Below are 22,484 nucleotides of genomic sequence, written 5' to 3'. Positions count from 1 at the left end.
GCGAAGCTTGGGGTCAGGATTGAGTGCGGGCGGCCTTTTCGGCGTGCCCGGAGAGGCCGAAACGACGATCCAGTTCGTCCAGCACGGCCTGGGGATGCTGGCCAAGGGCCGAGAGCATGATCAGGCTGTGGAACCAGAGATCGGCGGTCTCGTAGATGACGTCGTCGTACTGCTGACTGATGGCGGCGTCCTTGGCGGCGAGAATGGTCTCGACGCTTTCTTCGCCGACTTTTTCCAGGATCTTGTTCAGGCCCTTGTGATAGAGGCTGGCCACATAGGAGGAGTCCGGAGCGGCCTGCTTGCGTTCTTCCAGCACCTGCGCCAGGCGCGCAAGGGTGTCAGTCATGGCCGTGCCCTCCGGCATAGATGGCTTGGGGATCCTTGATCACCGGGTCGACGGTTGCCCACTGGCCATCGCGCAACACGCGATAGAAACAGCTTTCCCGGCCGGTGTGGCAGGCGATGCCACCCAGTTGCTCCACCTGCAGTACCACCACATCGGCGTCGCAGTCCAGGCGCAATTCGATGACGCGCTGCACGTGACCGGATTCCTCGCCCTTGCGCCAGAGGCGATTGCGCGAGCGCGACCAGTAGGCCGCACGGCCTTCGGCGGCGGTCAGGGCCAGGGATTCGCGGTTCATCCAGGCCATCATCAGGATGCGCCCCGAGGTGGGGTCCTGGGCAATGGCCGGTACCAGGCCGTCGCTGTTCCAGTGGATCTCGTCTAACCAGTCGCTCATGAGTCTGTTCAATACTACGAATTAGGGTACTTGGCTCTGTCCGAAAAATGCTTGCGCTCGGTCATGCGGCGTTAAAAATCCGTTCGGAATGCTCATTTACCGTTCGTAAACTCCGCTTCCTCACGGATTTTTGCCTTGCCTGACCTTCGCTCGGCGACTTTTCAAACAGGCCCTAGCCTCGCATAAGACGCAACTCGAATACAGCGGCAGGGCACCAGTGGCTGAGGGCGTGTATTTCGCCCGATAAAAATGACAGGACGGTTACAGCTTAAGGAGTTCAGCGCCTGATCACCAGAACCAGGCCACCGACCAGCATGGCCCAGGCGGGCCAGGCATGGGGCTGGGGTTCGAGGCCCAATTGGGCGGCACCGACCAGCAGGACCGCGCCGATGACCCGCACGATCCAGTCGTCGTTGCGTCTGCCCCAAGGGTTGGGTGGATCCTTGCGATGCGGCTGGGTGATGCGTTCCAGGGTATCGCGGGCCATCTGCGCCAGATGCGGGATCTGTTCCAGTTGCTGCTGGATGTTGCGGGCGACCTGCGGCGGACTCAGCCGCTTGCGCATCCACTTTTCCAGATAGGGCTTGGCGGTGGACCAGAGGTCCAGGTCCGGATAGAGCTGGCGACCCAGCCCTTCGATGTTGAGCAGGGTCTTCTGCAGCAGCACCAGTTGCGGCTGGATCTCCATGTTGAAACGGCGCGCCACCTGGAACAGCCGCAGCAGCAGCTGGCCGAAGGAGATGTCCTTGAGCGGCTTCTCGAAGATCGGCTCGCAAACGGTGCGGATGGCCGCTTCCAGTTCGTTGACCTGGGTGTTGGCCGGTACCCAGCCGGAGTCGATGTGCAGCTGGGCGACCTTGCGGTAGTCGCGCTGGAAGAAGGCCCAGAGGTTGCGCGCCAGGTAGTCCTGGTCCTCGGGGGTCAGGCTGCCGATGATGCCGCAGTCCACGGCGATGTAGAGCGGATCCCAGGGCTTGGCGGTGCTGACGAAGATGTTGCCCGGGTGCATGTCGGCGTGAAAGAAGCTGTCGCGGAACACCTGGGTGAAGAAGATCTCCACGCCGCGCTCGGCCAGCAGCTTGAAGTCCGTGCCCTGGTCGCGCAGGGCGGCCAGATCGGTCACCGGGATGCCGTAGATGCGCTCCATGACCAGCACCCGCTCGCGGCACCAGTCCCAGTACACCTGGGGCACGTAGAGGCGCTCGGAACCCTCGAAATTGCGTCTGAGCTGGCTGGAGTTGGCCGCCTCGCGCAGGAGGTCCAGTTCGTCGTAGATGGTCTTCTCGTAGTCGCTGACCACGTCCATCGGATGCAGGCGGCGGGCTTCGGCGGAGAGCTTTTCAGCGGTGCGCGCCAGCAGGAACAGCCAGGCGATGTCCTGGCTGATGATGTTCTTCAACCCGGGCCGCACCACCTTGACCACCACTTCCTCGCCGGTGCGCAACTGGGCGGCATGGACCTGGGCCACCGAGGCCGAGGCCAGCGGCTGGTGATCGAAGCGGGCGAAGGCCTGCTTGATGGGTACGCCAAGCTGGGACTCGATGAGCGCCACGGCCTTTTCCGGCGGAAAGGGCGGGACCTTGTCCTGCAGGAACATCAGTTCGTCGGCGATATCCTCGGGCATGAGGTCGCGCCGGGTGGAGAGGATCTGGCCGAACTTGACGAACACCGGTCCCAGACCTTCCAGCGCCAGGCGCAGGCGGGCACCGCGCGGCAGGGTCTTGCTCGGCCGCGGCAGCCAGCGCCAGGGCAGCACGTAGCGGGTGGCGCGCAGGTACCAGGGCAGCGGCAGGGCGTAGACGATGTCGTCCAGCCGATAGCGGATCACCACGAAGAAGATCCGCAACAGGCGGTTGAGGGCAGCGAACAGCTTCATTCGTCGGGGTTATCCCTGGCGTTGCGGGCGGTGCCCAGGCGGGCGAGGCGAGCGTCGAGACGATCCACGTCCAGGCGCAGGGCATCGATCTCGGCGAAGCGGGCCTCGCCTTCCAGGCGGCCGACCAGCTGACGACTCTCCTCGTTCAGCCAGTTGGACAGCGTCAGCTGCAGACTGTCACGCGTCTGTTCGCCGAGTGCCTGGCTGCGTCGGGCCAGATCACCCAGGAGTGCGGCTGGCAGCGGGCCGAGCCAGCGACTGACTTCGTGCTGCCAGTCCAGCTCCAGCTTCTGCAGGATGTCGGACAGTTCGATCAGCAGGGCGCTGTCGCCCTCCAGGCGCACGTCCGGCTGGTGCAGCACGCGCTGCTTGTCGCGGGCCAGAGCCAGTTCAGCGAGGCGCGTCGCCGGGGCGCTGAGGGTGCAGTCGATGTCGCCCTCGTGATGGGCGGCGAAGTGCAGGCCGTCACCCGCGGGCAGGATGTACAGGCGCAGCGCCGGTTGCCGGGGCTGGACCGCGATCACCCGTCCGGTCAGGCCGGCCAGGCGCGGCAAGGCCACCGGGTCGAGCGCCAGCAGCGGATTCAGGCCACGCTCCAGTGCGGCCAGCAACGCCTGGGTGACGAGGGCCATCAGGGCTTGATGCCGCGATGCAGGGCGACCACGCCGCCGGTCATGTTGTGGAAGGTGACCCGGGCGAAGCCGGTCTCTTCCATCATGGCCTTGAGGGTCTGCTGATCGGGGTGCATGCGGATCGATTCCGCCAGGTAGCGATAGCTTTCGGCGTCACCGGCCACCAGTTTGCCCATCAGCGGCAGGAAGCCGAAGGAGTAGGCGTCATAGGCCTTGGACACCAGCGGGTTGGTGGGCTTGGAGAATTCCAGCACCAGCAGCCGGCCACCCGGCTTGAGCACGCGCAGCATTGAGGCCAGGGCCTGGTCCTTGTGGGTGACGTTGCGCAGGCCGAAGGCGATGGTGATGCAGTCGAAATGGTTGTCGGGGAAGGGTAGCTTCTCGGCATCCGCCTGGACGAAGCGCACATTGCTGGCGACGCCTTCGTCGAGCAGGCGATCGCGGCCGACCCGTAGCATGGAGTCATTGATGTCGGCCAGGACCACCTCGCCGGTGGGGCCGACCAGACGGGCGAACTGCTTGGTCAGGTCGCCGGTGCCGCCGGCGATGTCCAGTACGCGGTTGCCGCGGCGCACGCCGGACAGTTCGATGGTGAATCTCTTCCACAGCCGGTGGATGCCCGCCGACATCAGGTCGTTCATCACATCGTACTTGGCCGCCACCGAATGGAAGACCTCCGCGACCTTGTAAGCCTTCTGGCTCTCCGGGACGCTCTGGTAGCCGAAGTGGGTCTGGGATTCGGCCTCGGGGCCTTTGCGCGGATCGCTCATGGGGCTACACCTGGGACAGGGACAAGAGGGCATTCTAGCAGGCCGATCGCCCGGGATGTCCGGCTAAAACGGGGGCTGACCGCTCGGTTCTCGCGATTGGCGACGTGGCGGGCCCTCGCTATAGTCAGGGCCCCTTATCCGGAGTTCCCCGATGTCCCAGATCACCATCGAACGCAGCCATTCGCTCGGCCTGGAAGGCGCTCGCCAGAAAGCCGACCAGCTGGCGGAAAAACTCACGCGCGACTATGGGGTGGCCTGCGCCTGGGAAGGCGATACCCTGACATTCACGCGCAGCGGCGTAGACGGGCGGATCGAGGTCGGTGAAGACCGGGTGCGGGTACTGGCGACCCTGGGCATGATGTTCTCGATGCTCAGTGGCCAGATCGAAAAGGAAATCGAGCGCAAGCTGGACAAGGCCCTGGCGGCCTGAGCCAGCGCTAGAGTATCAGCTTGACCGCGCTGACGTGCGGATCCCGCGTCTTGCCGGCGCGGGCCAGCTGTTCCAGGTAGTCGGCCCAGAGCTGGTCGCGGCGACTGCCCAGTTCATAAAGATAGTCCCAGCTGAACAGACCACTGTCGTGGCCGTCATCGAAGGTCAGCTTGATGGCGTAGCGCCCCGCTGGTTCGACGGCGCTGATGCCGACCTGCTGCTTGCCCCACTGCAATACCGGGTTGCCGTGTCCCTGGACCTCGGCCGAGGGCGAATGTACCCGCAGGAATTCGGCGGGCAGCTCGAAGGTTTCCGCGCCATAGCTGACGCTGAGGGTCTTGGAGGCCTTGTGGAGCTGGATGGCGGTAGGGGTACGCATGCTGAGGTTCTCTGGGCGGCGATTCAGTCTTTGCTTGAGGCCAGCGCGGCCATGACAGTCCGCCGATGTGGCCGCTCCTACCAACCGCTGTAGGTTGGGTTGAGCGCAGCGAAGCCCACCATGGGTTCAGGGCGCAGGCAACGTTGGGCTTCGACGATAGAGCTGTCTCAACCCAACCTACGGTCTGTTGCAGCCATGGCCGCGATCAACCAGGCATCAGGCTTGCCGTCATAGTATATAGCGCGACAGGTCTTCGTCCTGGGCCAGTTCACCCAGATGGCCGTTCACATAGGCCGCGTCGATGACGATGGGCTCGCCATTCTGCTGACCGGCGAGGTCGGCGGCGCTGAAGGACACCTCTTCCAGCAGGCGCTCCAGCAGGGTGTGCAGGCGGCGGGCCCCGATGTTCTCGGTCTTCTCGTTGACCTGCCAGGCGATCTCGGCGATGCGGGTGATGCCGTCGGCGGCGAATTCCACGAGCAGTCCCTCGGTCTTGAGCAGTTCGCGATACTGCTCGGTGAGGGAGGCATGGGGCTCGGTGAGGATGCGCTCGAAGTCCTGCGGGGTCAGCGCCTTGAGTTCGACGCGAATCGGCAGACGACCCTGCAGCTCCGGTACCAGATCGCTGGGCTTGGACAGGTGGAAGGCACCCGAGGCGATGAACAGGATGTGGTCGGTCTTGACCATGCCCAGCTTGGTGTTGACGGTGCAGCCTTCGATCAGCGGCAGCAGGTCGCGCTGCACGCCCTCGCGGGAGACATCGGCACCGCTGGTGTTGCCGCGCTTGGCGACCTTGTCGATCTCGTCGATGAAGACGATGCCGTGCTGCTCGACGGCTTCCAGGGCGCGGCCCTTGAGTTCTTCCTCGTTGACCAGGCGCGCGGCTTCTTCATCGCGCACCAGCTTGAGCGCTTCCTTGACCTTGAGCTTGCGCTGCTTGGTCTTGCCCTTGTGCATGCCGGCGAAGAGATTCTGCAGCTGGCTGGTCATCTCCTCCATGCCGGGCGGGGTCATGATCTCGACGCCGGCCGGGGTGTCGGCCACCTCGATGTCGATTTCCTTGTCGTCCAGCTGGCCTTCGCGCAGGCGCTTGCGGAACAGCTGGCGGGTGTTGCTATCGGTGGCGGTCGGCTGGGGTTCGTTGCTGAAGCCCACCGAAGGCCGCGCCGGCGGCAGCAGGGCATCGAGGATGCGCTCTTCGGCGGCATCTTCGGCGCGATGGCGGTTACGCACCATTTCCTGTTCACGCAGCATCTTCACCGCGGCATCGGCCAGGTCACGGATGATGGACTCGACGTCGCGGCCGACATAGCCGACCTCGGTGAACTTGGTGGCTTCCACCTTGAGGAAGGGGGCGTTGGCCAGCTTGGCCAGACGCCGGGCGATCTCGGTCTTGCCCACACCCGTGGGGCCTATCATCAGGATGTTCTTGGGCGTGACCTCGGGGCGCAGCTCGACGGGCAGCTGCATGCGCCGCCAGCGGTTGCGCAGGGCGATGGCCACGGCGCGCTTGGCGTCGTCCTGGCCGATGATGTGGCGGTTGAGTTCGTGGACGATCTCGCGGGGGGTCATGGACATGGGCAGTCTCTAAACCGGATCACGCCTGGGGCGCGTCCAGCTCCTCGATGGTCAGGTTGCGGTTGGTGAACACGCAGATGTCACCGGCGATATTCAGGGAGGTCTCGGCGATCTCGCGGGCACTGAGGTCGGTATGCATGAGCAGGGCGCGGGCGGCGGCCTGGGCATAGGCGCCACCGGAGCCCATGGCGATCAGGCCTTCTTCGGGTTCCACCACGTCGCCGTTGCCGGTGATGATCAGGGAGGCGTCCTTGTTGGCGACTGCCAGCATGGCTTCCAGGCGGCGCAGGGCACGGTCGGTGCGCCAGTCCTTGGCCAGCTCGACGGCGGCGCGGACCAGATGACCCTGGTGCTTTTCGAGTTGCGCCTCGAAGCGCTCGAAGAGGGTAAAGGCGTCGGCGGTACCGCCAGCGAAACCGGCCAGCACCTCGCCCCGGTACAGCCGCCGGACTTTCTTGGCATTGCCTTTCATGACGGTGTTGCCCAGGGAAACCTGGCCGTCGCCGCCGATCACGACCTTGCCGTTGCGGCGTACAGAAACGATGGTGGTCAAGGGAATCTCTCCGCGTTGCTTGGGGCATCGGCCCCGGTTACGCGGAGATATGGGGATGGCCGCGGCGCCCTTCAAGCATCACGGCGAGGGGATTCGGCAGGTGAGCGTCTGTTCACGGCCTCGCGAGCTAGAACCAAACAAGGCGAAAACGCTCGAGGAAGCGCAGTTTGCGCGTGGTAAATGAGCATTCCGGCTGGACCGCCTAGGTGGGGCTGGCGATCCAGAGGGTTTTCAACGCCGTTTGGCCGGCACGCAGCACGCCGTGGGCAGACTCCTAGTGACCGCGGCGTTGCTGCAGCAACAGATTCTTGAAGCCGCTGCCGGCGAGCTGCTTCTGTGCCTGGGTCAGTTGGTCACGATCGCTATAGGGACCGACCAGCACCCGATACCAGGTGTCGTCCTTGACCTTGCCCGATTCCACGCGCACGTCCTGGCCGAGCATGATGATCTGGGCGCGGACGCGGTCGGCATCGGCCTGGGTGCGGAAGGAACCGGCCTGGAGGAAGAACAGGGTCACTGGCGGCTGGGCCTTGGTGGTCGCTTCCTTGGGTGGCGTCGCAGCGGGCTGGCCCGGAGCGGTACCTGGCGTGGTCGGGGTCGCGGTGGTCGGCTGGCCGGGCTGCGCCGGCGTCGCCGCGGCATCCGGCTTGGCCGGGGTGGTCGGCTTGGCGGCCGGCGTGCGTGGCACGGCGTCCGGCGGCACGATCACCTCGGATTCGGGTAGCAGGGTATAGAAATCGTACTTGGGCTTGATCGGCGTAGGCGGCGTGCCTTCGGTCTTGCCGGCAGCGGTCGACTTGCCATTGCCCGCCGTGGCGGCCGGGCGACCTTCCTCCGGCTTGGCGCGCTGCACCGACTTGTTACCCGGTTCGAGCTTCATCAGGAATACGACGAAGGCGCCGATGGCCAGACCCGACGCGAGCCAGACCCAGCCGGGCAGGGGCTGTTTCTTGGGAGCCGAGGTGTTGCGACTGGCGCCGCGCTTGGGTGGGGCTTTCTTGGCCATCAGGCGGTGATCCGTCTCTTACATGCGTTCCAGGGTATGCAGACCGAGCAGTTCCAGGCCCTGCTTGAGGGTGCGTCCGGTGAGCGCGGCCAGCCGCAGGCGGCTCTGGCGCAATTCGGGGTCCTCGGCGGTCAGGATCGGGCAGTTCTCGTAGAAGCTGGAGAACAGCCCGGCCAGGTCATAGAGGTAGCTGCACAGCAGGTGCGGGGTGCCCTTGTCGGCGACGCTGGCGAGGATCTCGCCGAATTGCGCCAGGCGGCCGCCCAGGTCCTGCTCCTGCGGGGCGTCCAGGCGGATGCGGCCGGTGGGCTCGCTCTGCCCGGCCTTGCGCAGCACGCTGGCGACCCGGGTGTAGGCGTACAGCAGGTAGGGCGCGGTGTTGCCCTCGAAGCTGAGCATCTGCTCGAAGTTGAAGCTGTAGTCGCTGGTGCGGTGCTTGGACAGGTCGGCGTACTTGACCGAGGCGATACCCACCACGCGGCCGATGTGGCGCAGTTCGTCTTCGCTGAAGGGTGTCTCGCCACGCTCGGCGCGTCCGGCATTGCGCTCCTTGACCAGTTGGTAGGCACGCTCTTCGGCTTCGTCGAGCAGGTCGACCAGCTTGACGGTGCCGCCATCACGGGTCTTGAAGGGGCGGCCATCGGCGCCGTTCATGGTGCCGAAGCCCATGTGTTCGAGTTGCATGGCCGGATCGACGAAGCCGGCGCGGCGCGCGACCTCGAAGGCCATCTGGAAGTGCAGGGCCTGGCGCTGGTCGACGAAGTAGAGCGCGCGATCGGCCTGCAGCTGGCGGCTGCGATAGCGCATGGCGGCCAGGTCGGTGGTGGAATAGAGATAGCCACCGCCGGCCTTCTGTACGATCACCGGCAGCGGATTGCCCTCGGCGTTCTTGAATTCGTCGAGGAAGACGCAACGGGCGCCGTCGCTTTCGGTTAGCAGTCCGGCGGCCTCCAGATCGGCGACCACCTGGGCCAGGTCGTCGTTGTAGGCGCTCTCGCCCTTGACGTCAGCTGGGGTCAGCTTGACGTTGAGGCGGTCATAGACCTCCTGGCAGTGGGACAGGGAGACGGCGTTGAAGCGCTCCCAGAGGCGCAGGCAGTGGGCATCGCCCGCCTGCAGCGCCACTACCAGCTCGCGGGCCCGCGCGGCGAACTCCGGCGAGGCGTCGAAGCGGCCCTTGGCCGCGCGGTAGAAGACCTCCAGGTCGGCCAGCTCGCCTTCGGCGGCCTGGGGCTGTTCTTCCATGTAGGCCAGCAGCATGCCGAACTGGGTACCCCAGTCGCCGACGTGGTTCTGGCGGATCACCTCGTCGCCGAGGAATTCCAGCACCCGCGCCACGGCGTCGCCGATGATGGTGGATCTCAGGTGGCCGACGTGCATCTCCTTGGCCAGGTTCGGCGAGGAGAGGTCCACCACCACGCGCTGGCGTGGGTCGTGCGTGGGCACGCCCAGTTGCGGATCGGCGAAGGCCGCATCCAGCCGCGCGGCCAGTTGCGCGTGATTTTGGAAGAAGTTGAGAAAGCCGGGGCCGGCGATCTCCACCTTGCTCACCGCCGGATCGGCGGGCAGGGCGGCCAGCAGCTTCTCGGCCAGGTCACGGGGCTTGGCGCGGGCCGGCTTGGCCAGCAGCAGGGCGACGTTGCTGGCGAAGTCGCCGTGGCTCTTGTCCTTGGTGTTCTCGACCTGGATGGCCGGCGCCACGTCGGCCGGCAGGGTGCCGTCGGCGATCAGGCGGTCGAGGGCGTGCTGGATGAGCTGGCGGATGCTGTCTTTCATGGTCATTGGCCTTCGGCGTGCGCCGGGCGCGCACTGCGATGAAAACCCGGCATTATCCGTGGCGAGCCCGGCCTTGCCAATGGTAAGAGCCTGTTCAACGTCTCGCGAGCTAGAGCCAAACAAGGCGGAAATGCCTGAGGAAGCGGAGTTTACGAGTGGTAAATGAGCATTCCGAAGGCATTTCTAACGCCGCTTGGCCGACGCGCAGCAGACGCTGAACAAGCTCTAAGCCAATGCCGCTAGAAGAGATCGATGGGATCCACATCCAGCGACCAGCGCACCTGGCGGGCTTCGGGCAGGCTTTCCAGCTGGACGACCCAGATGCCCAGCAGCCGGTGCAGAGGCGCACGGCTGCTGCTCTGCAGCAGCAGCTGGGCGCGATGGCGACCGGCGCGCCGCTCCATGGGCGCCGGTACCGGGCCGAGCAACTCCACCTGGGGCAGGGCGAGATTGACCGCCAGGCCTTCGGCGACGTGATAGGCCGCTTCGAGAAAATTCTCCACCTGATCCTGGCGATGGGCATCGGCGCGCAGCAGCGCCAGATAGGCGAAGGGCGGCAGACCGGCGGCGCGGCGCTCCTGCAGCGCCTGGCGGGCAAAGGCCGGATAGCCTTCCTCGGCCAGCTGCACCATCAGCGGATGATCGGCCAGGTGGGTCTGGATCAGCACCTGGCCCGGTTCCTCGGCGCGCCCGGCGCGCCCGGCGACCTGGACGATCTGCTGCGCCATGCGCTCGCTGGCGCGGAAGTCGGCGGAAAACAGCCCACTGTCAGCGTCCAGCACGGCCACCAGGGTCACCTTGGGAAAGTGGTGCCCCTTGGCGAGCATCTGGGTGCCCACCAGGATGCAGGGCACCCCGCTATGAATGGTGCGCAAGAGCTTGCCCAGGGCGTCCTTGCGCGCGGTGGTGTCGCGGTCGATGCGCAGCACCGGGATGTCCGGGAAGAGGAGCTGCAGGCGTTCCTCGGCGCGCTCGGTGCCGGCGCCCACCGGTCGCAGGTCGAGCTTGCCGCAGGAAGGGCAATGACGCGGCGGCGCCTGGCGGTGATCACAATGATGGCAGCGCAGCTCACCGGAGCCGCGGTGGTAGGTCATGCGCGCATCGCAGCGCGGGCACTGGGCCAGCCAACCGCAGTCGTGGCAGAGCAGGGTAGGGGCGAAACCACGCCGATTGAGGAACACCAGCACCTGCTGGCCGCGCTCCAGGGTCGCGCCCATGGCCTTGAGCAGTGGCTGGGACAGACCGCTGTCGAGCGGGCGACTGCGCACGTCCAGGCGCTCGAAGCGTGGCGGCTGGGCACCGCCGGCGCGCAGTGACAGGCGCAGGTGGGCATAGCGCCCCTGATCGGCGTTGTGCAGGCTCTCCAGCGAAGGGGTGGCCGAGCCCAGCACCACCGGCAGATTCTCGAAGCGTGCGCGGACCACGGCCAGGTCACGGGCGTGGTACCTGAGGCCTTCCTGCTGTTTATAGGAGGCGTCGTGTTCTTCGTCGACGATGATCAGCCCGGGGTGCTTGAGCGGGGTGAACAGCGCCGAGCGGGTGCCCACCACGATATCCAGTTCGCCATCGCGAGCGGCCAGCCAGATGTCCATCCGCTCGCGATCGGTCAGCGCCGAGTGCAGCAGGGCGATGCGCGCATTGAAGCGTTGCTCGAAGCGGCCCAGGGTCTGGGGGCCCAGGTTGATCTCGGGAATCAAGAGCAGCGCTTGGCGTCCCGCTTCCAGGGTGGCGCGGATCAGCTGCAGATAGACCTCGGTCTTGCCGCTGCCGGTCACACCTTCCAGCAGATAGCAGTGGAAGCCGCTGCCGGCGCGGACCGCTTCGTAGGCCAGGCGCTGCTCGCCGTTGAGCGGCAATTCGGCCTGGGCGAGCCAGGAGCCCTGGTGCCGGGTCGGCTGGTGATAGCGGGTCTCCACCTTGACCAGGCCCTTGGCCTGGAGGAGGTCGAGACTGTCCTTGACCAGGCCGAGCTGGCCGAGCAATTCGTGCAGCACGCCATGGGGATGCTGGCGCAGGGTCTTGAGCGCCTCGCGCTGGCGCGGCGCCCGGGCCAGGCGTGGATCTTCCGGGCGGGCATCGGGCTGGGCGATCCAGAAACGCTGCAGCCGGCGCTCGGCCGGCTCCCCCTGACGCAAAAGGGCAGGAAGTGCCCAGCTCAGGGTGTCGCCGAGGCTGTGCTGATAGTACTGGGCGGACCACTGGCAGAGTTCGAACAGGGCGCTGGGCAGCGGCGGGCGCTCGTCGAGCAGTTGCAGGGCCTTGCGCAGCTTGTCCGGCGGCACCTCGGTTTCCTGGGCCACCTCGATCAGCACCCCGACCACCTCACGGCGACCGAAGGGCACCCGCAGTCGCACGCCGGGGCGCAACTGCTCCTCCACCGCGCCCTTGGGCGGCAGATAGTCGAACAGGCGGCGCAGGGGGGAAGGCAGCGCCAGGCGCAGGATCAGGGGCACGGCAGGGCTCGCAGACGTAAAGCCCGATGGTAGCAGACAGGCGGTGAGGGGGCTGCTTGCGCCTCCTATCCGCTCTGGTATGATTTGCAGCCCAAATCTGTGCGGTATCCGGCAATGGCGCCGGGTGGCGGCACAGCTAGACCCCGAGGATAGTTCCATGAAAGCTGATATCCATCCGCAGTACGATGCCATCGAAGCCACCTGCAGCTGTGGCAACGTCATCAAGACCCGCTCGACCCTGAGCAAGAACATTCACCTGGACGTCTGCTCCGAATGCCACCCGTTCTACACCGGCAAGCAGAAGGTCCTGGACGCTGGCGGCCGTATCGATCGCTTCAAGCAGCGCTTCGGCGTGTTCGGCAGCAGCAAGTAATGCGCTGCCGTCGACCATCTCCGCATGGTTCGACACTGAAAAAGGCGTCCCTCTGGGGCGCCTTTTTCGTTTCTACCCTGGCAATTGCGCCGCTGGCCCTGGCCGCGGCGTGCCCCTTGCTGCCGGGCGGCTAGGAGGTCGAGGTGCGGCAGGTGGTGGACGGCGATACCCTGCGCCTGGTCGATGGTCGCTCCGTGCGCCTGATCGGCATCAACGCACCGGAGCTGGGCAGGTCCGGCGGCACGGCGCAGCCCTATGCCGAGGATGCACGTCGACGCCTGCAGGCGCTGGTGGACGCCAGTGACGACCGCCTGCGCCTGGTCCCGGGTCGTGAGGCGACCGACCACTACGGTCGCACCCTGGCCCATCTCTATGACCGACAGGGCCGCAATCTCGAAGCCCAGTTGATCGCCGAGGGTCTCGGCTACGCGGTGGCCATCGCGCCCAATACCCGACTGGCCGGCTGTCAGGTCGCGGCGGAAGGCACGGCGCGCAAGGCTCGACTCGGTGTTTGGAAAAAGGACCCCACCCTTTCCGCCACGCATATCCAGGAGAGTGGTTTCGCCGTGGTGCAGGGGCGCCTGCAGGGGATCGAACGCAACCGGGGCGGACTCTGGCTGCAGTTCGACGGCGATCTGGTGGTCAATGTGCCGAATCGCTTTGTGGATGCCTTCGCTGAGCTGCCACTGCAGCAATGGATCGGGCGCCAGCTCGAGGCACGGGGCTGGATCGTCGATCGCAGCCGTCGCCAGGAAGCGGGGCGGGCACGCTGGCAGCTGACCCTGAGCGATCCGCACATGCTGGGTTTGCGGGTTGAATCGTTTTAGCCGAAAGTCGTATTGCGATTGATTTCAGGCATGTGGCCGATTGCTTGTGGCACCTTGAGTCTTTGCGTATTCTCGCCCGACCCAAGACCCACACCACGCGGATATACCAATAATGTCTGATCTCAAAACCGCCGCCCTCGAATACCATGCTCAGCCGCGTCCCGGCAAACTCAGCGTCGAGCTGACCAAGCCCACCGCGACCGCTCGTGACCTGTCCCTGGCCTACAGCCCCGGCGTCGCCGAACCGGTCCGCGAGATCGGCCGCGATCCCGAACTGGCCTACCGCTACACCGGCAAAGGCAACCTGGTCGCCGTGATCTCCGACGGTACCGCCATCCTCGGCCTGGGCAACCTCGGCCCGCTGGCCTCCAAGCCGGTGATGGAAGGCAAGGGCGTGCTGTTCAAGCGCTTCGCCGGTGTGGACGTCTTCGACATCGAGGTCGACGCCGAGAGCCCCCAGGCCTTCATCGACACCGTCAAGCGCATCTCCATCACCTTTGGTGGCATCAACCTGGAAGACATCAAGGCGCCCGAGTGCTTCGAGATCGAACGCGCCCTGATCGAGCAGTGCGACATCCCGGTCTTCCACGATGACCAGCACGGCACCGCCATCGTCACCGCCGCCGGCATGCTCAACGCCCTGGAAATCGCCGGCAAGCGCCTGGAAGACGCCAAGATCGTCTGCCTGGGTGCCGGTGCCGCCGCCATCTCCTGCATGCGCCTGCTGGCGAGCATGGGCGCCAAGGTCGAGAACATCTACATGATCGACCGTCAGGGCGTGGTTCACAGCGGCCGCAACGACCTGAACCAGTACAAGGCGGCCTTCGCCACCGAGACCAGCAAGCGCACCCTGGACGACGCCCTCGAAGGCGCTGACGTCTTCGTCGGTCTGTCCGGCCCCAACCTGCTGTCGGCCGAAGGCCTCAAGCGCATGGCGGCCAACCCTATCGTCTTCGCCTGCTCCAACCCGGATCCGGAAATTACCCCCGAGCTGGCCCACGCCACTCGCGACGACGTGATCATGGCCACCGGTCGTTCCGACTATCCGAACCAGGTCAACAACGTCCTGGGCTTCCCCTTCATCTTCCGTGGTGCCCTGGACGTCCGCGCCCGGGTCATCAACGAAGAGATGAAGATCGCCGCCGCCCTGGCCCTGCGCGACCTGGCCAAGCTGCCGGTGCCCAAGGAAGTCTGCGCCGCCTACAACGTCGACAGCCTGAGCTTCGGTCGTGAGTACATCATTCCCAAGCCAATGGATGCCCGTCTGATCACCCTGGTATCCGATGCCGTGGCCAAGGCCGCCATCGAAACCGGCGTGGCCACGCTGCCCTATCCGGCGAACTATCCGCTGAAGTCGGTGGATGACGTCTTCGCCAAGTAAGGCCCGAAGCAATAAAAAACCCCGCCACGGCGGGGTTTTTTATTGGCTGGAGATCAGAAGATGTCCATGGGCACGTTTTCGCTGGAGGGCAGCGGCGTGCCGGGCGCGACGCCAGGCGGCAGTTCGTCCAGGCTCGGCGGGGTGTCTTCGCTCTTGAACAGCTCGAAATAGGCGTTAGGCGTGCCGGGCGGCGCGGCGCGACCCGTGGTGGGATCGACACGGATGGAGACGATGCCGTCCGGTTCCTTGAGCTGATGCGGCGGCTTGTCCTTGAGCGCCGCGCCCATGTAGCTCATCCAGATCGGCAGGGCCACGGTGCCACCGAATTCCTGGCGACCCAGGGTTTCGGGCTGATCGAAGCCGGCCCACACCGTGGTCACGTAGTCGCCGTTGTAGCCGGAGAACCAGGTGTCCTTGGATTCGTTGGTGGTGCCGGTCTTGCCGGCCAGGTCGTTGCGACCCAGTTCCAGCGCCTTGCGGCCGGTGCCGCGCTTGATCACGTCCTGCAGCATGCTGTTCATGATGAAGGCGTTGCGCGGATCGATGACCTGGGGGGCGAACACCGGCGCCGGATTGGCCGGGTCGGCGGCGGCGGTGTCGGCCGCCGGCGTGACCTCGACGCCCGGCGCGGTCGTGGCCTGCGCCTGCTGGGGCACCCGTGGCGCGGCCATGCGATAGACCACCTTGCCGTCGCGGTCGGTCACGTGATCGACCACGTAGGGCGTCACCTTGTAGCCCTCGTTGGCGAACACCGACCAGCCGGTGGCCACTTCCAGCGGCGTCAGGCCCGGGGTGCCGAGGGCGAGCGACAGGTTGCGCGGCAACTGGTCGCGCTCGAAGCCGAAACGACTGACGTAATCCAGCGCATAGTCGATGCCGATGGCCTGCAGCACCCGGATGGACACCAGGTTGCGCGAGCGATAGAGGGCCTCGCGCAGGCGGATCGGGCCGAGGAAGGTGTTGTTGTCGTTCTTTGGCCGCCAGGCTTCGTCGGGATTCTCGTCCATGAAGACGATGGGCGCATCGTTGACCAGGCTGGCGGCGGTAAAGCCCTTCTCCAGCGCCGCGCTGTAGATGAACGGCTTGAAGCTGGAACCGGGCTGGCGCCTGGCCTGGGTGGCGCGGTTGTAGTTGCTCTGCTCGAAGGAGAAGCCGCCGATCAGGGCGCGAATGGCGCCATCCTGGGGGTCGAGGGAGACCAGGGCGCTCTGCGCCTTGGGAATCTGCGAGAACTTCAGGCTGCCATCGTCCTGGCGCTGCACCCGGATCAGGTCGCCGACCTTGACCACGTCGGCCGGACCGTTCGGGCGTGGCCCCAGGCTGTTGGCGCTGAGGTAGGGGCGTGCCCATTTCATCGAGTCCCAGGAGACCGCCTCTTCCTTGCCCTCGCGGGTCAGGACCAGGATGCCGCTCTTTTCCACCTGGGTGACCAGGGCCGGATCCTGACCGCCGACGATGCGCTGCTTCTGGATCAGCGCGGTCCATTCGGCGCGGCTGCGATTGGGCCACTGGGCCTCGGGGCCGCGATAGCCGTGGCGGCGGTCGTAGTCGGTCAGGCCGTCACGTACGGCTTCGAACGCATCCGTCTGCAGCCGGCTGTCGATGGTGGTGTAGACCTGGTAGCCATCGGTGTAGGCATCGCCACCATAGCGACCAACCATTTCCGCCCGTGCCATCTCGGCGATGTAGGGGGCGTTGAGCTCAGGCACGGCGACGTGATGATAGGCCTCGAGCGGCTCGGCGATGCCGGCCTGGTAGGCCGCCTGATCGATATAACCGAGCTTGAACATGCGTTCGAGAATCCAATTGCGTCTTTCCAGGCTACGCTCAGGATTAGCGACCGGGTTGTAACGCGACGGCGCCTTGGGCAGACCGGCGATCATCGCCATCTGGGCGACGGTCAGGTCCTTGATGGACTTGCCGTAGTAGACCTGGGCGGCGGCCTCGATGCCGTAGGCGCGGTTGCCCAGGTAGATCTTGTTGACATAGAGCTCGAGGATCTCGTCCTTGGTCAGTTGGCGCTCGATTTGCAGCGCCAGGAGGATCTCGGTGAATTTGCGCGAGAAGCTGCGCTCGCTGGTCAGGAAGTAGTTCTTGGCGACCTGCATGGTAATGGTGCTGCCACCGGTCTGGATGTGTCCGGTCTTGACCAGCTGGCTCACTGCCCGTGCCAGGCTTTTCACATCCACGCCATAGTGATTGGCGAAGTTGTCATCCTCGGCGGAGAGCAGGGCATGGATGAAATCGGGCGGTATCTCGTTGAAACGCAGCGGCGAGCGGCGCATTTCGCCGAATTCGGCGATGAGTTTGCCGTCCGCGCTGAACACCCGCAGAGGGATCTGCAGTTGCACGTTACGCAGGGCATCGATGGAGGGCAGGCTGGGGCTGAGGTAGAGGAAGGCACCGCTGAGACCCAGCAACAGGCTGCAGACCAGGGCGACCAACGACCACCAGAAAAATTTCAGAACACGCATCAAGAGACTTTTCGAATGGAAAGAAGGAAAGGGCGACAGGTGACGGTCAGCCTACACGGCGTCGCCATTATAGGCGCGTTTGGCGGTTGGCCGCTATTTGCTCGGGTGTCAAGTCTGTTATCTAATGCCCGTCCGCGGAAGACCACCGTCGCTCATAGGGAACTGATGTGCTAGGGCTATTCAGAAAGAAGGCGAATACGCTGCTGGGTATCGACGTCAGTTCGACATCCGTGAAACTCATCGAGTTGAGCCGTGCAGGCGGGCGCTACCGGGTGGAAGCCTATGCGGTCGAACCCCTGCCGGCTAATGCCGTGGTGGAAAAGAACATCGCCGAGCTGGAGGGCGTGGGCCTCGCCATCGGCAGGGTGCTGGTCAAGGCGCGCAGTTCCGCGCGCAGCGCCGCCGTGGCCGTCTCCGGCTCGGCGGTGATCGCCAAGACCATCGAGATGGATGCCGGCCTCACCGACGACGAGCTGGAAAACCAGATCAAGCTGGAAGCTGACCAGTACATTCCCTATCCGCTGGACGAGGTCGCCATCGACTTCGAGGTGCAGGGGCCGTCGCCACGCAACGCCGAGCGCGTCGAGGTGCTGCTGGCCGCTTGCCGGAAGGAAAACGTCGAGGTCCGCGAAGCGGCCCTGGCGCTGGCCGGCGTCTCGGCCAAGGTGGTCGACGTCGAGGCCTATGCCTTGGAGCGCGCCTACCAGTTGCTGGCCAACCAGCTCGGCGGCCACGTCGACGACCTGACCGTGGCGGTGGTCGACATCGGCGCCACCATGACCACCCTGAGCGTGCTGCACAACGGCAAGACCATCTACACCCGCGAGCAGCTGTTTGGCGGCCGCCAGCTCACCGAAGAGATCCAGCGTCGCTATGGGCTGTCGGTGGAGGAGGCCGGTCTGGCCAAGAAGCAGGGTGGCCTGCCCGACGACTACCAGAGCGAGGTACTGACGCCCTTCCGCGAGGCGGTGGTGCAACAGGTGGCGCGTTCGCTGCAGTTCTTTTTCGCCGCCGGGCAATACAATGATGTGGACTACATCTTGCTTGCTGGAGGAACCGCGTCAATTTCCGGACTCGACCGCTTGATCCAGCAGAAAATCGGCACCCCCACGGTCCTGGCCAATCCCTTCGCCGACATGACCGTCAGCAACAAGGTCAATGCGGCGGCCCTGGCGGGTGACGCCCCGGCGCTGATGATCGCCTGCGGCCTGGCCATGAGGAGTTTCGACTAGATGGCCCGCATCAACCTCTTGCCCTGGCGGGAGCAGCTGCGCGAAGAAAGGCGCAAGCAGTTCCTGGTGATCCTGGGCGGCATCTTCGTGCTCTCGTGCGGCGCCGTGTTTCTCGGGGATCAGTACCTGTCCGGCGAGATCGCCCGTCAGGAGGCGCGCAATGCCTTCATCCAGCAGAACATCGCCCAGCTGGACGTGCGCATCAAGGAGATCAGCGAGCTCAAGACCCGGCGCCAGCAACTGCTGGCACGGATGAAGATCATCCAGGACCTGCAGGGCAACCGCCCGGTCATCGGCCACGTCTTCGATCAACTGGTGCGCACCCTGCCGGACGGCGTGTACTTCCGCGAGCTGAAGATGCAGGGCGACACCCTGTCCATCAGCGGCGAGGCGGAATCCAACAACCGGGTCTCCAACCTGATGCGTAATCTGGACGCCTCCGACTGGTTCGCTTCGCCTACGCTGATCGAGGTGAAGGCGACCACTGCCGGGGCGGTGGATCAGGCCAACACCTTCCAGCTCACCGTCAAGCAGACCCAGCCCGGCGCTCCTGCGCCGGCCCCGCTCGCCAAGGGAGGCAAACCATGAGTCTCGCCGATTCCCTGGCCAGCCTGCGCAAGGTCGACATCAACGAACTCAGCCTGGAGAACCTCGGTTCCTGGCCCAAGCCGGTCAAGGTCATCGCCTGCTTGCTGATCGTGCTGGTGGTGCTCCTGCTCGGCTATCAGTTCCACCTCAGCGACATGCAGGCGCAGCTGGACAGCCAGCGCACCCAGGAAGAGACCCTCAAGCAGCAATACGCCAGCAAGGCCTTCCAGGCCGCCAATCTGGATGCCTACAAGCAGCAGATGGTCGAGATGGAAGAGTCCTTCGGCGCGCTGCTGCGTCAGCTGCCCGGCGATACCGAGGTGCCGGCGCTGCTGGAGGACATCACCCGGACCGGCCTGGGCAGTGGCCTGGAATTCGAGCAGATCAAGCTCCTGCCCGAGGTGACCCAGCAGTTCTATGTGGAGTTGCCGATCCAGATCACCGTGGTGGGCAACTATCATGACCTGGCGACCTTCGTCAGCAGCGTCTCCAGCCTGCCGCGCATCGTCACCCTGCACGACTTCGACCTCAAGCCGGTGGATGACCGAAACGCCAATGGCGGCGGCACGGTATCCGGGACCGGTGGCAAGTTGCGCATGAACGTCCTGGCCAAGACCTATCGCTACAACGACAAGGGGCTCGGCAAATGAGGACGCCTCTGTTGCTCTGCCTGCTGACCGGCGTGCTGGTCGGCTGCGGTTCCAGCGATACCAGCGATCTGCAGGCCTTCATGGACGAAACCCGCGCCAAGCCGCGCGGTTCCATCGAGCCGCTGCCGCAGTTCCGCGCCTACGAACCCTTCACCTATGCCGCTGCGGCGCTGCGCAGCCCCTTCCAGGCGCCGGTACGCATCGACCCCACGGTGCGCCAGCGCGGGACCGGCAACATCAAGCCGGACGTGAATCGGCCGAAGCAGTTTCTCGAAGGCTTCAACATCGAGACCTTCAGCATGGTGGGCATCCTGGCCAACGCCAGTGGCCGCTATGCGCTGGTCAACGGCGCCGGGGGCGTACATCGCGTCAAGGTGGGGGACTACCTGGGCCGCAACGACGGGCGCATCACCAAGATCACCGACGGTGAGATCGACGTGATCGAAATCGTCCCGGATGGCGAGGGTGGCTGGCTGGAACGGCCGCGCACCATCACCTTGAAGGAAAAGACTTAATGGGCGGGGCAAGTACAGTGAAGACGAATAGCGCAAGACGGCTGGGACTGGGATTGGCCTTGTTGCTGGGTAGCCTGGCCGGCCAGGTCCTGGCCGCCGATCTGCAGGCCTTGAACGTCGCCTCCCTGCCCGGGGATCGCATCGAACTCAAGCTGACCTTCGATCAGCCGGTGCCGATCCCCAAGGGCTACACCATCGAGCAGCCGGCGCGGATCGCTCTGGACCTGCCCGGCGTGGCCAACAAGCTGGGTACCAAGAGCCGCGAGCTGGGCAATGGCAATGCCCGCAGCGTGACGGTGGTCGAGGCGGGCAACCGGACCCGGCTGATCATCAACCTCACCAATCTGGCCAGCTACGACACCCGTGCCGACGGTCGCAACCTGTTCGTCACCATCGGCGGTACCGCGGGTCGCCAGGCGGCCGGCGCCCAGGCCAACCTGACGCCGAACCTGCCGCGTGCCGCGGCGCCGGCCACCGTGACCGCGCCGTCGTCCGCCCCGCTGCCCAGCGCCGTCACCCGCACGCCACTGCCGCCGACTCAGGCCACTTCCACCGTGGCGGCCATGACCGCGCCGCGGCCGCAACTGCGCGGCAAGGCGATCCGTCATCTCGACTTCCAGCGGGGTCCCCAGGGCGAGGGCAACGTGGTCATCGACCTGAGCGAGACCGGCATCAACCCGGACATCCAGGAGCAGGGCGGCAAGATCCGCCTGACCTTCGCCGGCACTCAGTTGCCCGAGGAGTTGCGGGTACGGCTGGACGTCAAGGACTTCGCCACCCCGGTGCAGTTCGTCAACGCCTCCGCCGACAGCAGCGGGGCGTCCATCGTCATCGAGCCGACCGGAACCTACGACTACCTGGCCTACCAGACCAACAATCGCCTGACCCTGAGCGTCAAGCCGCTCACCACCGAGGAAAAGGAAAAGCGCGCAGCCGATCGCTTCACCTACACCGGCGAAAAGCTGTCGCTGAACTTCCAGGACATCGACGTCCGCTCGGTGCTGCAGCTGATCGCCGACTTCACCAACCTCAACCTGGTGGCGAGCGACACCGTGCAGGGCAACATCACCCTGCGCCTGCAGAACGTACCCTGGGATCAGGCGCTGGACTTGATCCTCAAGACCAAGGGCCTGGACAAGCGCCAGATCGGCAACGTGCTGCTGGTCGCGCCGGCCGACGAGATCGCCGCGCGTGAGCGCCAGGAGCTGGAATCCCAGAAACAGATCCAGCAGCTCGCTCCCCTGCGGCGCGACCTGATCCAGGTCAACTATGCCAAGGCCGCCGACATCGCCAAGTTGTTCCAGTCGGTGACCAGTGCCGACAAGACCGCCGACGAGCGTGGCTCCATCTCGGTGGACGAGCGTACCAACAGCATCATCGCCTACCAGACCCAGAATCGCCTGGACGAACTGCGGCGCATCGTCTCGCAGCTGGACATCCCGGTACGTCAGGTGATGATCGAGGCGCGGCTGGTGGAAGCCAACGTCGACTACAGCAAGCAGCTGGGCGTTCGCTGGGGCGGCAATACTCGCCAGGGCAATTTCGCGGTCTATGGCAAGGATGGCGCGACGACCGTTGATAGCACCACTAACCAGGCTTTCCTGCCTGGAACCAGTACCATCGGTAACGTCACCTCTGCCACTGGCCTCGCGCCCACGCCCTTCGTGGACATGGGCGTCTCCGGCAGCACTTCGGGCATCGGCATCGGTTTCATGGCTGGTGGTCAGATGCTCGACCTGCAGCTGTCCGCTCTGCAATCTAGCGGCAATGGCGAGATCATCTCCCAGCCCAAGGTGGTGACCTCGGACAAGGAGACCGCCAAGATCCTGCGCGGTACCGAAATCCCCTACCAGGAAGCCAGCTCCAGCGGTGCCACCAGCACCAGCTTCAAGCAGGCCGCTCTGTCGCTGGAGGTCACGCCGCAGATCACTCCGGACAACCGCATCATCATGGAGGTCAAGGTCAACAAGGATGCACCTGACTACCAGAACGCGCTCAATGGCGTGCCGCCGATCAGCAAGAACGAGGTCAATGCCAAGGTCCTGGTGAGCGATGGCGAGACCATCGTGCTGGGCGGGGTGTTCTCCAACACCCAGACCAAGTCCACCACCAAGGTGCCGATGCTGGGGGATATTCCCTATGTCGGTCGGCTGTTCCGCCGGGATTCGGTCACCGACAGCAAAGTCGAGCTGCTGATCTTCCTCACGCCGCGTATCATGAACAACCAGGCGATAGCGGTTGGTCGATGACA

The 22,484-nt window shown here is 65.3% G+C and carries 21 protein-coding genes; 9 read left to right on the top strand and 12 right to left on the bottom strand.

Going from position 1 to position 22,484, the window contains the following annotated elements; all coding sequences use genetic code 11:
- Window positions 1-13 precede the first annotated feature (13 nt).
- From NRG74_RS14205 to ubiE, 5 genes are all read right to left on the bottom strand, one after another.
- Window positions 14-346 carry a phosphoribosyl-ATP diphosphatase gene (locus NRG74_RS14205; protein ID WP_007161606.1) on the bottom strand — a complete coding sequence of 111 codons (333 nt, stop codon included), beginning with the start codon at window positions 344-346 and terminating at the stop codon, window positions 14-16.
- Complete coding sequence (gene hisI / locus NRG74_RS14200) at window positions 339-740, bottom strand: phosphoribosyl-AMP cyclohydrolase (protein WP_257704615.1); 402 nt, start codon at window positions 738-740, stop codon at window positions 339-341. Before hisI ends, NRG74_RS14205 begins: the two co-directional genes overlap by 8 nt.
- A gap of 277 nt (window positions 741-1,017) precedes the next feature.
- Complete coding sequence (ubiB, locus tag NRG74_RS14195) at window positions 1,018-2,616, bottom strand: ubiquinone biosynthesis regulatory protein kinase UbiB (protein ID WP_017641040.1); 1,599 nt, start codon at window positions 2,614-2,616, stop codon at window positions 1,018-1,020.
- Complete coding sequence (locus NRG74_RS14190; protein ID WP_093254224.1) at window positions 2,613-3,248, bottom strand: ubiquinone biosynthesis accessory factor UbiJ; 636 nt, start codon at window positions 3,246-3,248, stop codon at window positions 2,613-2,615. Before NRG74_RS14190 ends, ubiB begins: the two co-directional genes overlap by 4 nt.
- Window positions 3,248-4,018 carry a bifunctional demethylmenaquinone methyltransferase/2-methoxy-6-polyprenyl-1,4-benzoquinol methylase UbiE gene (gene ubiE, locus NRG74_RS14185; protein WP_017641038.1) on the bottom strand — a complete coding sequence of 257 codons (771 nt, stop codon included), beginning with the start codon at window positions 4,016-4,018 and terminating at the stop codon, window positions 3,248-3,250. Before ubiE ends, NRG74_RS14190 begins: the two co-directional genes overlap by 1 nt.
- A 151-nt stretch (window positions 4,019-4,169) precedes the next feature.
- Here ubiE and NRG74_RS14180 point away from each other — a divergent pair, with 151 nt between their 5' ends.
- Window positions 4,170-4,448 carry a polyhydroxyalkanoic acid system family protein gene (locus tag NRG74_RS14180; protein WP_017641037.1) on the top strand — a complete coding sequence of 93 codons (279 nt, stop codon included), beginning with the start codon at window positions 4,170-4,172 and terminating at the stop codon, window positions 4,446-4,448.
- A 7-nt stretch (window positions 4,449-4,455) separates the two neighbouring features.
- Here the strand turns inward: NRG74_RS14180 and NRG74_RS14175 are convergent, their stop codons facing one another.
- The 6 genes from NRG74_RS14175 to NRG74_RS14150 form a co-directional block, all read right to left on the bottom strand.
- Complete coding sequence (locus NRG74_RS14175; protein WP_257704608.1) at window positions 4,456-4,827, bottom strand: DUF971 domain-containing protein; 372 nt, start codon at window positions 4,825-4,827, stop codon at window positions 4,456-4,458.
- A gap of 228 nt (window positions 4,828-5,055) precedes the next feature.
- Window positions 5,056-6,405 carry an ATP-dependent protease ATPase subunit HslU gene (hslU, locus tag NRG74_RS14170; protein ID WP_064309272.1) on the bottom strand — a complete coding sequence of 450 codons (1,350 nt, stop codon included), beginning with the start codon at window positions 6,403-6,405 and terminating at the stop codon, window positions 5,056-5,058.
- Between the two features lie 19 nt (window positions 6,406-6,424).
- Window positions 6,425-6,958, bottom strand: coding sequence for an ATP-dependent protease subunit HslV (gene hslV, locus NRG74_RS14165; RefSeq protein WP_017641034.1), 534 nt, complete (start codon window positions 6,956-6,958; stop codon window positions 6,425-6,427).
- A 274-nt stretch (window positions 6,959-7,232) separates the two neighbouring features.
- A complete protein-coding gene (locus tag NRG74_RS14160) occupies window positions 7,233-7,967 on the bottom strand; it encodes an SPOR domain-containing protein (protein ID WP_257706598.1) in 735 nt (244 codons plus the stop codon).
- A 15-nt stretch (window positions 7,968-7,982) separates the two neighbouring features.
- The gene (gene argS / locus NRG74_RS14155; RefSeq protein ID WP_068385134.1) at window positions 7,983-9,740 is read right to left on the bottom strand and encodes an arginine--tRNA ligase; all 1,758 of its coding nucleotides are present in this window, start codon (window positions 9,738-9,740) and stop codon (window positions 7,983-7,985) included.
- A gap of 239 nt (window positions 9,741-9,979) precedes the next feature.
- Complete coding sequence (locus tag NRG74_RS14150) at window positions 9,980-12,193, bottom strand: primosomal protein N' (protein ID WP_257704603.1); 2,214 nt, start codon at window positions 12,191-12,193, stop codon at window positions 9,980-9,982.
- Between the two features lie 157 nt (window positions 12,194-12,350).
- Here NRG74_RS14150 and rpmE point away from each other — a divergent pair, with 157 nt between their 5' ends.
- The 3 genes from rpmE to NRG74_RS14135 all read left to right on the top strand — a co-directional run bounded on the left by rpmE (window position 12,351) and on the right by NRG74_RS14135 (window position 14,774).
- Window positions 12,351-12,566 carry a 50S ribosomal protein L31 gene (gene rpmE / locus NRG74_RS14145; protein WP_007161618.1) on the top strand — a complete coding sequence of 72 codons (216 nt, stop codon included), beginning with the start codon at window positions 12,351-12,353 and terminating at the stop codon, window positions 12,564-12,566.
- Window positions 12,567-12,709: 143 nt separating this feature from the next.
- Window positions 12,710-13,393, top strand: coding sequence for a thermonuclease family protein (locus NRG74_RS14140; RefSeq protein WP_257704600.1), 684 nt, complete (start codon window positions 12,710-12,712; stop codon window positions 13,391-13,393).
- 112 nt (window positions 13,394-13,505) lie between these two features.
- Window positions 13,506-14,774 (top strand): malic enzyme-like NAD(P)-binding protein, encoded by a 1,269-nt coding sequence (locus tag NRG74_RS14135; RefSeq protein WP_017641029.1) that lies wholly within the window; start codon window positions 13,506-13,508, stop codon window positions 14,772-14,774.
- Between the two features lie 53 nt (window positions 14,775-14,827).
- On the opposite strand, the gene NRG74_RS14130 is transcribed toward NRG74_RS14135, so the two are convergent.
- Complete coding sequence (locus NRG74_RS14130; RefSeq protein WP_017641028.1) at window positions 14,828-17,248, bottom strand: penicillin-binding protein 1A; 2,421 nt, start codon at window positions 17,246-17,248, stop codon at window positions 14,828-14,830.
- Window positions 17,249-17,415: 167 nt separating this feature from the next.
- Between NRG74_RS14130 and NRG74_RS14125 the strand changes: the two genes are divergently transcribed.
- The 5 genes from NRG74_RS14125 to pilQ are packed head-to-tail and all read left to right on the top strand — an operon-like array spanning window position 17,416 to window position 22,482.
- Window positions 17,416-18,480, top strand: coding sequence for a pilus assembly protein PilM (locus tag NRG74_RS14125; protein ID WP_026083838.1), 1,065 nt, complete (start codon window positions 17,416-17,418; stop codon window positions 18,478-18,480).
- Window positions 18,481-19,068: a PilN domain-containing protein gene (locus NRG74_RS14120; RefSeq protein ID WP_017641026.1), complete on the top strand. Its 588-nt coding sequence runs from the start codon at window positions 18,481-18,483 to the stop codon at window positions 19,066-19,068.
- Window positions 19,065-19,718 (top strand): type 4a pilus biogenesis protein PilO, encoded by a 654-nt coding sequence (pilO, locus tag NRG74_RS14115; RefSeq protein ID WP_017641025.1) that lies wholly within the window; start codon window positions 19,065-19,067, stop codon window positions 19,716-19,718. The genes NRG74_RS14120 and pilO overlap by 4 nt, the downstream gene beginning before the upstream one ends.
- Window positions 19,715-20,233, top strand: coding sequence for a pilus assembly protein PilP (locus NRG74_RS14110; RefSeq protein WP_026083837.1), 519 nt, complete (start codon window positions 19,715-19,717; stop codon window positions 20,231-20,233). Before pilO ends, NRG74_RS14110 begins: the two co-directional genes overlap by 4 nt.
- Complete coding sequence (gene pilQ / locus NRG74_RS14105) at window positions 20,233-22,482, top strand: type IV pilus secretin PilQ (RefSeq protein ID WP_257704593.1); 2,250 nt, start codon at window positions 20,233-20,235, stop codon at window positions 22,480-22,482. Before NRG74_RS14110 ends, pilQ begins: the two co-directional genes overlap by 1 nt.
- The last annotated feature ends 2 nt before the right edge of the window (window positions 22,483-22,484 follow it).

The sequence above is a fragment of the Pseudomonas oryzihabitans genome, from assembly GCF_024652905.1.
GTDB lineage: Bacteria > Pseudomonadota > Gammaproteobacteria > Pseudomonadales > Pseudomonadaceae > Chryseomonas > Chryseomonas benzopyrenica.
This window is presented reverse-complemented; position numbering and strand designations above follow the sequence as displayed.

What these genes read in the sequence shown, in the direction of transcription:
- NRG74_RS14190 (WP_093254224.1), bottom strand. Translation starts at nt 3,248, where the DNA reads ATGGCCCTCGTCACCCAGGCGTTGCTGGCCGCACTGGAGCGTGGCCTG.
- pilO (WP_017641025.1), top strand. Translation starts at nt 19,065, where the DNA reads ATGAGTCTCGCCGATTCCCTGGCCAGCCTGCGCAAGGTCGACATCAAC.
- NRG74_RS14110 (WP_026083837.1), top strand. Translation starts at nt 19,715, where the DNA reads ATGAGGACGCCTCTGTTGCTCTGCCTGCTGACCGGCGTGCTGGTCGGC.
- hslU (WP_064309272.1), bottom strand. Translation starts at nt 6,405, where the DNA reads ATGTCCATGACCCCCCGCGAGATCGTCCACGAACTCAACCGCCACATC.
- hisI (WP_257704615.1), bottom strand. Translation starts at nt 740, where the DNA reads ATGAGCGACTGGTTAGACGAGATCCACTGGAACAGCGACGGCCTGGTA.
- NRG74_RS14180 (WP_017641037.1), top strand. Translation starts at nt 4,170, where the DNA reads ATGTCCCAGATCACCATCGAACGCAGCCATTCGCTCGGCCTGGAAGGC.
- NRG74_RS14205 (WP_007161606.1), bottom strand. Translation starts at nt 346, where the DNA reads ATGACTGACACCCTTGCGCGCCTGGCGCAGGTGCTGGAAGAACGCAAG.
- NRG74_RS14120 (WP_017641026.1), top strand. Translation starts at nt 18,481, where the DNA reads ATGGCCCGCATCAACCTCTTGCCCTGGCGGGAGCAGCTGCGCGAAGAA.
- pilQ (WP_257704593.1), top strand. Translation starts at nt 20,233, where the DNA reads ATGGGCGGGGCAAGTACAGTGAAGACGAATAGCGCAAGACGGCTGGGA.
- NRG74_RS14175 (WP_257704608.1), bottom strand. Translation starts at nt 4,827, where the DNA reads ATGCGTACCCCTACCGCCATCCAGCTCCACAAGGCCTCCAAGACCCTC.
- NRG74_RS14135 (WP_017641029.1), top strand. Translation starts at nt 13,506, where the DNA reads ATGTCTGATCTCAAAACCGCCGCCCTCGAATACCATGCTCAGCCGCGT.
- NRG74_RS14130 (WP_017641028.1), bottom strand. Translation starts at nt 17,248, where the DNA reads ATGCGTGTTCTGAAATTTTTCTGGTGGTCGTTGGTCGCCCTGGTCTGC.
- ubiB (WP_017641040.1), bottom strand. Translation starts at nt 2,616, where the DNA reads ATGAAGCTGTTCGCTGCCCTCAACCGCCTGTTGCGGATCTTCTTCGTG.
- ubiE (WP_017641038.1), bottom strand. Translation starts at nt 4,018, where the DNA reads ATGAGCGATCCGCGCAAAGGCCCCGAGGCCGAATCCCAGACCCACTTC.
- rpmE (WP_007161618.1), top strand. Translation starts at nt 12,351, where the DNA reads ATGAAAGCTGATATCCATCCGCAGTACGATGCCATCGAAGCCACCTGC.
- argS (WP_068385134.1), bottom strand. Translation starts at nt 9,740, where the DNA reads ATGAAAGACAGCATCCGCCAGCTCATCCAGCACGCCCTCGACCGCCTG.